The organism is Flagellimonas marinaquae (assembly GCF_023716465.1).
Classification (GTDB): domain Bacteria; phylum Bacteroidota; class Bacteroidia; order Flavobacteriales; family Flavobacteriaceae; genus Flagellimonas; species Flagellimonas alginolytica.
On the sequence record NZ_CP092415.1, the window covers coordinates 185,403 to 198,215 of the forward strand.

Sequence of the window (12,813 nt, forward strand, 5' to 3'; positions counted from 1 at the left end):
TGAGTAAGTTTTGTTGTGAAATGCCGTTTTTAACTAGGCTTTGACCAGTTCGTTGATGTTCCAGTACTCCAGAACGTTTCGTATTTTGGTTTCATAATCCTCGTATTTGAGGGGTTTTATAATATACCCTGCAATACCTATTTTGTAACATTCCAATAAATCGTCCCGGTTTTCGGATGTGGTAAGCACTATTGTGGGCAAGTATTTTATTTTTTTATGTTCTTTTAATATGCCCAAGAATTCGATTCCGTTCATTCGGGGCATGTTCAGATCCAGTAAAATGATATCCGGCAAGGATTTGCCAGACTCCAAATATTCCAACGCTTCTTCACCGTTTTTAGCTTCGATCAAGGTATGCTTGGTTTCCAATTTGGAAAGGGTTCGCTGAAACTTCATGGTTTCGATAGCGTCGTCCTCAATGAATAAGATGTGCATTGTTATGGAATTTAAGTGATGATCAAAATAAGTCAATCATCCTGAGATTTGATCTTCAAGAGCGATTAAACACTCATTTACTGTAGACGAATGGTAAATATGTGTCGACGAATGTAATTGGAAATCCCACCAATTTTGGTGTTCCATCAAATTTGAATAGGTCGGAAATCCCTGCAAACATTGGGATGAAAGTCCTTGGTCGATTAATTTTTGTTATCAAATGCATTACAACGATCAATATATGTAATACAGAATAATTTTGTAGATTTATATATGTATCCCCCTACAAATAGTGTTTTAATTTATCAAATCGGAACTTTTCTTTATGTGGAGTAGAATTTTGAAGGTTATTGCGGCACTGTACATCCCTTTGTTGATTTTCTCGCTTGTTTGGTCCTATTTTCAAAAACAAAGCTTGATAGATAATCTGGCGATGATACAGCAAAGGGATATTATAAAAAAAAGCTATCATCTTACCAATCAGGTAAATTATCTCATCGAGTCCACTAAATTTTGGTCCGATTATGCTTTCCCCGTTTCATTTTCCAAGAACCATCAGCTGGATACCTCATTTATCAACAATTACATCAAAACTGTACAACTGCAAAAAAACTTTGATCAATTTCGAGTATTGGATCTACACGGGAACGAGGTTTTACGTTATGAGAAAGTTGCTCCCCGGACCATGGTAAAACAAATGGATCTCCAGAACAAGGTGGATCGGTCATACTTTCAAAAAGGTTTATCGCTAAAAAAGGGACAGGTTTACGTTTCTCCCATAGAACTTAACAAAGAGTACGGGATTATTGAGTTTCCCCATAAACCGGTTTTGCGTGGGATAACACCTGTATTTAATGTTAATAAAGAACAAATTGGACTGGCCGTGATCAACTTTGATCTTAGCGAGAGGTTACAAATGATGAAGACCGGGCTGGTGAACGAAAACTTTTATTTAATAGACAAGAACCAAAACATCGTTACAACCAATCTATCGGTGGACACCATGCCGCATATAGTAGAGAAGATCATTCCCGATTCCACGGAGTATAAAAAGCTTCAACTAACGAACCTTATTTTTAGGGAGGACACTTCCTTTCTCGAAAAAGGTAGTTTATGGGTTTTTAGAAATGTGAATATCGGTTTTGAAAAAGATATTGGCATGAACCGTTACATAAATACAATCGATGTTATTACCGACAACGATTGGGCCATAATCCAAGAGATTCCAAAAGCCTATATAGATTCCAGGTTGGAAATAATTAATAAAAATTTGATCCTTTTTAATTTTTTGACCCTTGTGGTCATTTTTTTAGTAGGGATATACTATGCCCATTTACAAGAAGAACGAAGCATGTTTGTTTCCGAACTGGAAACAAAGAACAATGCATTGGCCAAGGGCAAGGTGCAACTTGAGGCAACCAACTTATTGCTCAAAAAAGTAAACAACAAATTGTGGTTGCGCAACCAGCAATTGGAAGAGTTCAACTACGTGGTGGCACATAATCTTAAATCACCGGTGAGCAGTATGTCCATTGTGGTGGATTTATTAAGTAAATCCAAAGATCAAAAATCTTTTGACGAATTTTTTCCAAAACTTAGATCCATTTCCGAGAGCATTAAAACCCTTACCGAAGATGTACACACTTATGTTTCCATATTGAGTAATAAAAAGCTTAAAATTGAGAACGTAAACTTGTTGTTGTTGCTCAAGGATGTTGAAAACGATTTTGTTGAAACCCTTTTGGACCGCGAGGCCAGCAACTTTAAGACCGTATACAAACTGGACGCCTGGCACTCTCTTAAATGCTCCAAGTTTTACATGAAGAGTATTTTTCAGAACTTGTTGTCCAATGCCATTAAATACAGAAAACCTAATGCCGAATCCCATTTTATTGTAGAAACAGCATGGGAGAACAACCAAAAGGTTCTGTATGTTCGGGATAACGGGCTCGGTATAAATATGGACCGCCATCGAGATAGCATATTTAAACTCTATAAAAAGTTCCACCGCAATATTTCTGGCAAAGGTATGGGCCTATTTATAGTAAAATCACAATTGGAGGCCATGAACGCCACAATCGAAATAGAGAGTGAAGAAGGTGTTGGTACAACGTTTAAAATAAAATTTAGCTAATATGAAAAAGTCGAGTATTTTATTGGTAGATGATGACGAGATTTATTTGTTCGTCACAAAAAAACTATTGAACAGCTTGTCGGATGATCTGATCGTAAATAGCTTTACGGATGGTGAACAGGCGCTGGAATATGTGCATTTATGTTTAAGTGAAAACGTCAACTTGCCAGAAGTTATCCTTTTGGATATCAATATGCCTTATTTGGATGGTTGGGGTTTTCTATCGGAATTCAAGAAAATAAAGCCAAAACTGGAAGACCAAAAAGTAAAGATATTCATGGTTACTTCCTCCAACAGTGAAGACGATATTAAAAAAGCCAAAGAGTTTGAAGAGATTACTGGCTATGTTGTAAAGCCCATTTACGAAGACAAATTAAAAGATATATTGACCGAGGTGTTCAATACCTCTTTGGAGTAACATAAACAATACCGCCCTTTTTATTTTATAATATTTAAATATTAAAAATACCAGACCATTAACCAGAATATATTCATCTTTGGTTGGTTAGGCTTATTTTTGCGGTATGTCCAAAGTATTGATATTATTCGCACACCCAAAGTTCGAGGCCTCCAAGGCCAACAAGGCCCTTGTAGATCAAGTCAAGGATATTCCAGGAGTAACCTTTAACGATCTGTACGAAAACTATCCAGATTTTCTGATCGATGTGGAAAAGGAAAAAGAAATTTTGAATAACCACGACATCATTATTTGGCACCATCCGTTTTATTGGTACAGTTGCCCACCCTTGCTCAAGCAATGGATAGACCTCGTACTGGAGTTCAATTGGGCCTATGGTCCAAAAGGAAACGCCCTGCAGGGCAAAAAATGTCTGAATGCCATTACCACAGGAGGCACTCAGGAAGTCTATTGCGCTCAAGGATCCAACATGTACACGGTCAATGAGTTTTTACGCCCTTTTGAACAGACCGCCAGACTTTGTAGCATGGAATACTTGCCCCCGTTCGCGGTTATGGGAACCCATTACCTATCGGAAAGCGATTTAAACACATATGCCAACCAATATGCCAATCTGGTCAGGTCTTTATTGAACGATTCACTTTTGAAGACTACAAAAGACAGCTCCTTACTAAACAACATCCCTAAACCAAAAAATCTGAATTCCTTATGACCGGAAGTATACTTTTTCAAGCCATTGTGTTTCTTGCCGGAGCGGTTATTTGCGTGCCTATCGCCAAGCGACTTGGCCTAAGTTCGGTTTTGGGATATTTATTGGCCGGGGTTCTTATTGGCCCATTTCTTTTGGGATTTGTTGGTGAAGAAGGTGACGACATCCTTCATTTTGCCGAGTTCGGTGTGGTAATGATGCTTTTTTTGATCGGCCTGGAAATAGAACCCAAAAACTTTTGGAAGATGCGAAAGACCATTTTGGGCTTGGGCGGATTACAAGTTTTGGCTACCACTGCGCTATCATATCTATTTTTTACTTGGGTAGGTTACGAATGGAAAGTGGCCCTGACCGTTTCCATGGCCGTTGCACTATCATCCACGGCCATTACTTTGCAGACCCTAAAAGAAAAGGGACTGTTCCAAACCACTTACGGAACATCCTCCTTTTCCATCCTACTCTTTCAGGATATCATCGTCATCTTTATGTTGGGTGCCCTTCCATTATTGTCCAACAATGCCAGCGGAGCTGCCACGGACACTCATTCCGGCAGTGCCAATTTATTGGAGAATTTGCCATTGGGACTACAGACCCTCGCCATTATCCTTTCGGTGGCAATGATCGTTGTTGCCGGCAGGTATTTGATAGTTCCCCTTTTGCGTAAAGTGGCCACTGCAAGGGTAAGGGAGTTATTGACCGCCTCTGCCCTTTTGATCGTAACGGGCATATCCTTTTTAATGGAATTTGTAGGTCTTAGCCCAGCACTAGGCGCTTTTTTGGGCGGAGTGGTCTTGGCGACCAGTGAGTTTAAACACGAACTCGAAAGCACTTTGGAACCCTTTAAGGATTTGTTATTGGGATTATTTTTTATGGCCGTAGGTGCTTCCATAAACTTTATGGTAATCCAAGAAAACCCAGGAACCGTCGGCGGGTTTTTATTGGCCATTATAGTTTTAAAAGCCTTGGTCCTTTTTATTGTAGGTGCAGTCTTTAAGTTAAAATTAGATCAACGATTGTTATTGACCGTTGGGCTTGCACAAATTGGTGAATTTGCCTTTGTTTTGCTCTCGTTTGCATTCCAATTGGATATTCTAAGTAAAGAAATGATGGATATAATGCTGGTTATTACAGCATTGACCATGACCCTTACCCCTATTTTAAGCATGGTAAACGAACGTTTGGTCCTTCCAAAAGTAGGCACCAAGGAATCCGAGAAACGACCAATTGACCATATCGCCAAAAACAGTAAGATCATTTTGGTCGGTTTTGGACATTTTGGCAGTACCATTGGAAGGTTTTTAAGAGCACACGGCGTTGAGGCCACTATTTTGGATTCCGATTCGAACAGGGTGGATTTTTTAAGAAGAATGGGGTTTGAGGTCTATTATGGAGACGCAACACGCATCGACCTATTGGAATCTGCCGGAATAGGACAAGCCGATATGTTGATAAGTGCCATAGACAACCCGGATACCACGTTAAAACTGGTAGAACTTGTAAAGCACAAACATCCAAATGTACAATTGATCGTTAGGGCCAAAAACCGTTACGATGCCTTTAAATTATTGAACCTCGGGGTAGAAAATATATATCGTGAATCCTTGGATACCTCGGTAAAGATGGCCAGCGATGTTCTAAGTCAATTAGGTTTTAGAAAACATACTTTGCACAGGCAGGCCCAGAATTTCATCAAAATGGATGTAGAACTGCTAAAGCGCCAGTCACAATTGCCCAAAATCGATAAAGATTATATTTTCCAAGCCAGAGAATCCATGGCGCAACAGGAAAAAGTCTTGGAGGACGACCTCAAAAGAGGGATTATGGGCAACGACGGACATTGGGACACCGAACAAATGCGGATATCCTACAGCACCAATAAAGAGCAATAACAAGTAAAAGCCCAAACTTTTTAATAAAGGTTTGGGCTTTTGTATTGTTTGTGCAATGGAAAAACTTAAAAACGAACCAATACATTGGCAGAAACGGTAATGTTTTGGTCCTGTGCACTGGTAACGGTCATAATTGCCGTAAAATTATCTTGGGATCCCAAAACATTCAACAACGTAACTTGCCCGGAATTATTAAGTTCCAAAATAGAACTTGCCGTATTTTGCCCGTTTATCTTATAGTCACTAAAAGTCACAACATAATCGCTTGCTAAATCAGTATTGGCGATTCTAACCCCATCCAAAAACACGGACGGCGTAAACGCAACATCACCTGGACTACTGCTGGATGAAACAAATACGGATATATCATTTAAGGTAAGTTCTCCCAAATCGTTTAAAGTAATGGTAACGGGCACACTATTGGTGGTACCCCTTTGATCCGTAGCTTTTAAGGTAGCAGTGATTGTTGGATTGGTTTCATAATCAAATGCCGATGCATCATTAACCTGTAAAAATCCCTGCCCTGTAACACCTAATGCCCTGGGCACGGATTCATTGGCAAGCGAATAGCTTAAGGTGCCATGTACGCCCTCCCTGTAGTCAACGATGTATTGCGAAAAAATACCTAAAGTATTTCCATTGGGCAGGTTTTCGTTCACGGTAATGTTCCCTTGAGAAGTAACATTAAAGCCCCATTGCGGCTCTTGTATATTGTTTAGGTGAACAACAATGAAAATGTCTTGTGAGTTGCCCTGATTATCCGTAATAGTAACCGTAGCTGCCTTGTCACCTGTTTCATAATCCATTAAATAACCATGGTTTACAATTACATCTCCGTTAGTATCTATCACCAATAAATCTGGTGTAATTTGTGAAATGGAATAGCTCAGTACAATGTTGGAGTCGGTCGATGCGGGAGCAATATTGCCGATCACTGTACCACTATTGGGGTGTTCGTCTATAGTAAAGGCTGTGTTTTCTGCCGTCCAACTGGTCTCTGCCACATCTATCAAAGAAATGGTGATCACATTTTCTTGAGTTCTCCCGTTGGCATCTGTAACCGTAAACTTGGCCGTAATGGTAGGGTTAGTCTCAAAATCAAAAAGACTGGCATCGTTTACCAGTAAAGCCTTTCCATCCATGCGCAAAGCATTGGCTGGACTTTGTTCGCTTAAAGTTACCGTGACTTCCCCATCCAACTCAGGATTATAGTTTGATATGGCCACGATCAATAATTGCTCGTTGTTTTCCGGGTTTTCGTACATACCGACCTCAATTGGCCCAATGCTCCATGTCGCCTCATGGACATCGTTTAAGGTAAGGGTTACGTTCAAATCCTTGGATTCATCCCCGACCGTCACCGTTACAACTGCGGTAAATTCTGGGTTGGTTTCAAAATCCAAGATAGTTTTATTGTTTAGGATCAGGTTGTTCCCTTCAATGGCAAAGGCCCCATCAACAGATTGCGATTTGATCGAGAATACCGGTTCAACGCCTTCCGCGCCCTCCACAGTAATGTAGTCGGCCAACGATGCCAACGAAAGTTCCAAAGATTCACCGTCTTCAATTTGGGTTACTTCATCCATGGTTATGGTAACATCTTGTGCAGTAATTTCAATGGTCGCCTCGGGTATCGGGTTATCGGTATCCTCGGCATCATCGGAACAAGAAAAAAATAATGATCCTACTGCCAACGTGTAGATAAATGTAAGATTGGTGTGCTTCATTTTTAATTTGATTTAATTAAGGTTTAAAGCCCAAAACTAGAATGGCCCCATCGGCGATCAGTGTTATTTTTTTTGAATGGATGGATTTTTTTTCTGAATGATATCGTGAATTATTGCTTAGAAGAAAAAATGGTGGTTTAAGAAAGTTTCGTAGAAATAAGTACTGTTTTGAACCCTACTTTGTGGTGAAAATAAACCTACAACAAAATGAAAAGAATTTATGTGCTGTTGCTTACAGGGATGGTGTTCGGAGTTCAATCCACTGAGGCCCAGTTTATGAAAAAGCTGAAGAAAGCTGCCAAAAAGGAACTCAACAAGACTTTGGACGGAAAGGAAGAGGAGGAAGCCAAAACAGCTGCGCCCGCAAAACCAGTGAGCGGTATGTCCAACCAAAACACACCGGCAACAACCAATGCCGATGAACCTGCTTCCCATACCGAAGAACAGGAAGAAATGGTCAACCTCTATGAGATTACGGAGCCATATGTGTTTATGCACAACAGAAACAAGGTAAAGGCCTGGCCACTTTATAAAAAAGATTATACCGACGAGAAAGGCCTATCCGGCACCTACTATTTATCTAGTGTAATGCTAGACCAAGTAGGTAGTCATTTTGCTGAATTCCCCCTGTTTGCCTATGGTGGTTTTTACTTGGAATATGATCCAAAGGCCTACAATGGTACCATGCACTTGTCCGATGAGGCCAAGAACCATTTTGTAATCTTGGAAGAATATAAGGAGCTGGTGGATCGAGGTACCTTTATCATCGAATTTGCAAATTTTGCAGGGCCCGAAGCCATGAAAATGAAGCGTGCCTATGCTATTGAAAAAGACGTACTTATAGTTGCGCCCCCTGTTGTACCGATCAAAGGGCAAAAATATGGCAACGAATGGATCGGCAACGACCAGTATTTGCTAATAGGAAGGGACCTAGCGCATCTTCAGGATTTGCTGCAAACCCCAGAATACGTAAAAAAACGTAGTGTTGAGGTTTTTGATATGCTGCAAATGCATTTGGAAGAGCAAAGTTTGGCCAATGCTCCCGCCCTACCGGCCAGAGGTATGAAAAATGCCAGCTTGGAGGCAGACGGCCTTCGTTTTATAAAGGAAAGAGCCGCTTACTACAAGTGGAAAGAACAGCCTGTTTATGCCTATATACAATCCAATGACTGGAACATAATTACACATGCCCTTACCGGTGTTCCCTTGCGAAGAGAACTTAAATTGATCACCGTAATGAAAACACCCGAAGGAAATTACAAGCGAGAAGGCTTTTTTATAGGTCAAAAATACAATGGCAGCAGCTATGGAAAAAGTTATATGCTTATGAACGATCAGCGCATTTACTATGTAAAAAAAGAAGAAGCCTTAAAATACAAGAGCTAGGACCCACAATTATCGATTACAAAAAAGCGACCACTAACGGTCGCTTTTTTTATTACCAAAATGTTTCTTTCACCACACTTATGAACTCATCTTTTTTACTTTTGGATATAGGGATTCTTTTCTTGTTCTCCATAAGCAAAAAGTCACCGTCCTCACGGATTAGTTCCTCTACATATTTTAAGTTGATCAAATACGATCTGTGGCATTTAAAAAATAAGTTGTTGTCCGCCAATTGCTCCACAAAAAATTTAAGCGGCTTGCAAATGGTCTTATTGTTCTCCTTGTTCATATACACAGTGGTGTACATTCCATCTGCTTCAAAATAAAGAATATCGTTGTACGAAACAAAGAGGATGCCCTTGGGCACTTCCAGGGCTATTTTGTTAAGACTGATCATCTTTAAGGATGTCCGTAAGTGTTCGATCTTCAAGTGTATTGCTTCACTATTGGCCAAAGCTTCCGCTTTTTCAACCGCAATTTTAAGTTCATCGGTATCGATCGGTTTTAAAAGATAGTCTATGGCGTTCAGCTTAAAGGCATCCACGGCATATGAACTGTAGGCCGTGGTGAATATTATCTGAAAATCCACAGGTTCTGTAAAGTGCTCCAATAGTTCCAATCCTGAAGCTTTTGGCATCTCAATATCCAAAAACACCAGTTGCGGCCGTTCTTTTTTTATTAGTGCCACACCCTCTTCCAAATCCTTTGCCAAATCCAATTTTTGAATCTGTGGACAATTCTCCCGAATTAAATGGGACAGGAGGTTTCTTGCCTTTTCTTCGTCATCAATTACTATAGCGTTCATCATCCATTTTTTTGTAGCGGAATGTTAATGGTCACCAAAGTACCTTGCTGGCCCAATACTTTTAAATCCATAACTTCCAGTTGTATTTTTTTTGATCTTTTTAAATTGTACAGTTCTACCCTTTCCATGTTGGCCCTGTTCGCAAATGGTTTGTGTTCGCGGCTTTTCTTTTGCTCTTCGGATGCTCTTATACCTATTCCATTGTCCTTTATGGTACAAACCAGATCGGTATGGGCATCATTAAGGTCAAAGGTGATACTTAGCTTGTTTTGTTCGGCAGCCCTGCGCAATCCGTGTTTAATGGCGTTCTCCACATAGGGTTGAATAAATATTGACGGAATTTTTGTCCCGTTCACATCTACTTCGGGTGCAACCTTTATGGAATAATCCAACTTTTCCTCAAAACGGATTTTTTCCAATTGCAAATAAAGTTTTAATGCTTCTAGTTCTTCGGCAAGCGTTACCTCATTTTTTTGCCCATGCTCCAAATAGATCCGTATCAATCTCGAAAACTTGACCAAATATGTTCGGGCCAAGTCTTTTTCGTTATTGATGATGTACAGCTGTATGGAATTTAAGGCATTGAACATAAAATGCGGATTCATCTGCGATCTTAGGTTTTCCAACTTTAGGTTGGTCAATCGTTTATCTTTGATCAAGCTTGCCAGCTCCTTTTGCTTTTCCTCTTCCTTGGTTCGTATTTTATGTTTAAAGTATAGACCGACGGAAATAACGATCACTAAAAAACTAATTGCTAAAAACCACCAAGTCGACCAAAACGGTCGGGCTATGGATACATCAACAGAAAGTGTTTCTCCTTTTAACCTTGAGGAAACCGGTCTAATATTAAATGTAAAATTACCAGGCGGAAGACTTTCGTAGGTAACAGGTGATGTATTTGTGGTAAGCCAAGTGGTATCCAGACCCTGCAATTGATATTCGTACAAAACAAATTCAGGACTTCTAAAGGTGTTGGTATGGAACCCAAAGCTGATCGCATTAAGATGGTGCGGCAATCTGTATGTACTCTGCACCGTTGTATCCCTATTATTTATTTTGATTTGGGTAAAGTACATGTCCGGCACCCGAGCTTGCTTAAAGCTGGTGTGTACATTTTTATCGAATATGAACAAGTCTTTTTGAGAAGCAGCGAAAACACGATCTTTGGTAATCTCTACATCCACCAGACTATTGGGCATACCATCGCGCCCTGTTATGCTTTTTATATCTCCCGTTTGGGTATCCACTACTTGAATTCCATGTTGGGTGTTGATCCATAACTTATATCCATCGCTCTCCAAATTCTGAATATTGGTGCCCAACAAGCCATCTTTTATGTTAAATGTCTTGATCACTTTTTTGTTCTTGATTCCGAGCAGCCCATGTTTTGGATTGGAACCCCAAACGGTACCATCCGCTGTTCGCGCTAAATTGGAAACATATATGGGTTGATCTCTATAATAAATAGAAGTAGGGTTCCAGAGACCATCGTAGTGTACGAGCTCATCTATATACGCAATGTAAGTTTCCTTGGTCAAAGTATCTGTAACTGCGGCATAGGGCCGTTTTTGCATAATCACGATAGAGTCGATTTCTTTACTCTTCGCGTTATTGTACAGAACCGATTTATTGTAGGTCAAGTATATGGACTCCCGTTCGTTGAGAAACACAAGGTCCTTGCTCACATCGTACTTTCTATTTTGGGGAATCAAACGTTTTGTTGCCAGATCTAAGCTATATGAGCCATCCCCGTTGGTACTCACTATTACCCTATTGGTAAAAGGATTAAAAAAGATTTTGTTGATGACACTTTTGCCCGGCAAACGTATTGAACCTACCACCTTCATGGTATTTAGGTCCATTAAAACAATTTCACCTTTGGTCGTGGACAGAATCAATTGGTCATTGGTGTTTACCACGGACGAAATACTGCCATCCAACCATTCCAAACTCAACTTCGCCAAAGCTATGTTCGGAACAAGAAAAACTCCATTCCTTAATGTGGTCAACCAATAATTGCTATCATTGTCCTTAGCAACGCTGGTTACAAAAAACTCCTCCAAAATGTGATTTTTAAGATGATAATCACCATTTTGGTAGGTATAGATCAATACTCCATGATCGGTAGCAAACCATATTTCATTTTCCAAATAGGTAACCTGAGCGATTCGTACCTTGCCAAGCTCTGTAAACCCTGAAAATTTATGCAACTGGTCCCTTTGTCCGAATATTTGAATCTGCAATTGTTGGTTTTCGATGGAACTGATAGCCAATTCTCCATGTATCTTTAAAAAGTATGGGTACCTAATACTTTTTTCAGATTTGGTTTTATGCAATAGTACCAATTCATTATCCGCCAATTGATATACTTCGCCTGTTCGTGCAATAAAGTATAGCTCCCCCTCCACTACTTGAGAGTGAATTACTTCCAAACTATATTTAAAAATGGTTTTTCCGGTCGATTTATCAAGTACTAAAAGTCCTTGGGAAGAACTAACCACGAGATTTTTGTCCACATGGTGCAATTGGGCCAAATTTCCTTTTAATTGGCTATTGAGGTCTATAAAAAGAGATAGTTGTTCACCTTTGGGGGCCCTTAAAATTTGCCCATGCAGGTTATTGCACCATATGGTGCCCTGTTGATCTTCCGAAAGATTAAAAACCGATCGCCCTTTTTGGTCAGGAATGGAGTGTTCCGTAAAAGTTTCTCCGTTGTAACTGAACAAACCTGTGTTTCCGGCAAGCCAAATCAGGTTGCTCCCATCTTTGATAATTGTATAACATTCCAAACATGGAACACCGTCCTTTTCCGTTAAATGTAGGGTAACGGGTTCTTGCGCAAAGCTGCAGTTTCCTTGGACAAAAAACAGAAATAACACAATACGTTTGAGGAGATATCTCATTACCGCAAACATATTATGTTTTAGGGAATATATTTTATGATTTTTGCTAAATACCCAATGTTTGTTGCTGAGCAACTTTGAATTTTATATAAAGGGGTTTGTTTACTGCGAATGAACAGGTTAGGTTATTAAGTTAATTTACCAAAACGTCAAAACTCCCTGCCTATAATCAAATTTGAAAAATCAGCTTCATCTTTCTTATTTATATCGGTTATTTGAAGAAGGTTGTAGTGAGGAGTCAAAAATGTTTCCAACTGATTTACTGGAGCTTTGCTTGAAAAACTATTTTCTTTGGCTACCAGCAATTCATCATCATTTGTATAACAACCGCCCAAAATTAAGATAGCCATAAACAAAATAGTGTAGATATTTTTTGTTTTCATAGTACATATATATTCTTAGGTTTC

Annotated in this window: 10 protein-coding genes; 5 read left to right on the forward strand and 5 right to left on the reverse strand. The window is 39.7% G+C overall.

The genetic code is table 11. The annotated features are described in order from the left end of the window. Nucleotides 1-33 precede the first annotated feature (33 nt). A complete protein-coding gene (locus MJO53_RS00815) occupies nt 34-435 on the reverse strand; it encodes a response regulator (RefSeq protein WP_224836526.1) in 402 nt (133 codons plus the stop codon). Between the two features lie 325 nt (nt 436-760). Here MJO53_RS00815 and MJO53_RS00820 point away from each other — a divergent pair, with 325 nt between their 5' ends. From MJO53_RS00820 to MJO53_RS00835, 4 genes are all read left to right on the forward strand, one after another. Continuing rightward, nucleotides 761-2,569, forward strand: a complete 1,809-nt coding sequence (locus MJO53_RS00820) for an ATP-binding protein (protein WP_252080058.1) — start codon at nt 761-763, stop codon at nt 2,567-2,569. Between the two features lies 1 nt (nt 2,570). After that, a complete protein-coding gene (locus MJO53_RS00825) occupies nt 2,571-2,987 on the forward strand; it encodes a response regulator (RefSeq protein ID WP_224836524.1) in 417 nt (138 codons plus the stop codon). A gap of 106 nt (nt 2,988-3,093) precedes the next feature. Further along, nucleotides 3,094-3,699, forward strand: coding sequence for an NAD(P)H-dependent oxidoreductase (locus MJO53_RS00830; protein ID WP_252080059.1), 606 nt, complete (start codon nt 3,094-3,096; stop codon nt 3,697-3,699). Next, complete coding sequence (locus MJO53_RS00835) at nt 3,696-5,585, forward strand: monovalent cation:proton antiporter-2 (CPA2) family protein (protein WP_252080060.1); 1,890 nt, start codon at nt 3,696-3,698, stop codon at nt 5,583-5,585. The genes MJO53_RS00830 and MJO53_RS00835 overlap by 4 nt, the downstream gene beginning before the upstream one ends. Before the next feature lie 65 nt (nt 5,586-5,650). Here MJO53_RS00835 and MJO53_RS00840 read toward each other — a convergent pair whose 3' ends face one another. After that, the gene (locus MJO53_RS00840; RefSeq protein WP_252080061.1) at nt 5,651-7,312 is read right to left on the reverse strand and encodes a cadherin repeat domain-containing protein; all 1,662 of its coding nucleotides are present in this window, start codon (nt 7,310-7,312) and stop codon (nt 5,651-5,653) included. 207 nt (nt 7,313-7,519) lie between these two features. Here MJO53_RS00840 and MJO53_RS00845 point away from each other — a divergent pair, with 207 nt between their 5' ends. Then, on the forward strand, nt 7,520-8,698 hold the full coding sequence (locus MJO53_RS00845) for a hypothetical protein (protein ID WP_252080062.1): 1,179 nt from the start codon (nt 7,520-7,522) through the stop codon (nt 8,696-8,698). A 52-nt stretch (nt 8,699-8,750) separates the two neighbouring features. Here MJO53_RS00845 and MJO53_RS00850 read toward each other — a convergent pair whose 3' ends face one another. From MJO53_RS00850 to MJO53_RS00860, 3 genes are all read right to left on the reverse strand, one after another. Continuing rightward, nucleotides 8,751-9,503 (reverse strand): LytR/AlgR family response regulator transcription factor, encoded by a 753-nt coding sequence (locus MJO53_RS00850; protein ID WP_252080063.1) that lies wholly within the window; start codon nt 9,501-9,503, stop codon nt 8,751-8,753. Continuing rightward, complete coding sequence (locus MJO53_RS00855; protein WP_252080064.1) at nt 9,503-12,406, reverse strand: sensor histidine kinase; 2,904 nt, start codon at nt 12,404-12,406, stop codon at nt 9,503-9,505. The genes MJO53_RS00850 and MJO53_RS00855 overlap by 1 nt, the downstream gene beginning before the upstream one ends. A gap of 149 nt (nt 12,407-12,555) precedes the next feature. Next, entirely contained in the window at nt 12,556-12,789 is a 234-nt protein-coding gene (locus MJO53_RS00860) for a hypothetical protein (protein WP_252080065.1), read from the reverse strand. Between the last annotated feature and the right edge of the window lie 24 nt (nt 12,790-12,813).

What these genes read in the sequence shown, in the direction of transcription:
- MJO53_RS00815 (WP_224836526.1), bottom strand. Translation starts at nt 435, where the DNA reads ATGCACATCTTATTCATTGAGGACGACGCTATCGAAACCATGAAGTTT.
- MJO53_RS00820 (WP_252080058.1), top strand. Translation starts at nt 761, where the DNA reads ATGTGGAGTAGAATTTTGAAGGTTATTGCGGCACTGTACATCCCTTTG.
- MJO53_RS00825 (WP_224836524.1), top strand. Translation starts at nt 2,571, where the DNA reads ATGAAAAAGTCGAGTATTTTATTGGTAGATGATGACGAGATTTATTTG.
- MJO53_RS00830 (WP_252080059.1), top strand. Translation starts at nt 3,094, where the DNA reads ATGTCCAAAGTATTGATATTATTCGCACACCCAAAGTTCGAGGCCTCC.
- MJO53_RS00835 (WP_252080060.1), top strand. Translation starts at nt 3,696, where the DNA reads ATGACCGGAAGTATACTTTTTCAAGCCATTGTGTTTCTTGCCGGAGCG.
- MJO53_RS00840 (WP_252080061.1), bottom strand. Translation starts at nt 7,312, where the DNA reads ATGAAGCACACCAATCTTACATTTATCTACACGTTGGCAGTAGGATCA.
- MJO53_RS00845 (WP_252080062.1), top strand. Translation starts at nt 7,520, where the DNA reads ATGAAAAGAATTTATGTGCTGTTGCTTACAGGGATGGTGTTCGGAGTT.
- MJO53_RS00850 (WP_252080063.1), bottom strand. Translation starts at nt 9,503, where the DNA reads ATGAACGCTATAGTAATTGATGACGAAGAAAAGGCAAGAAACCTCCTG.
- MJO53_RS00855 (WP_252080064.1), bottom strand. Translation starts at nt 12,406, where the DNA reads ATGAGATATCTCCTCAAACGTATTGTGTTATTTCTGTTTTTTGTCCAA.
- MJO53_RS00860 (WP_252080065.1), bottom strand. Translation starts at nt 12,789, where the DNA reads ATGAAAACAAAAAATATCTACACTATTTTGTTTATGGCTATCTTAATT.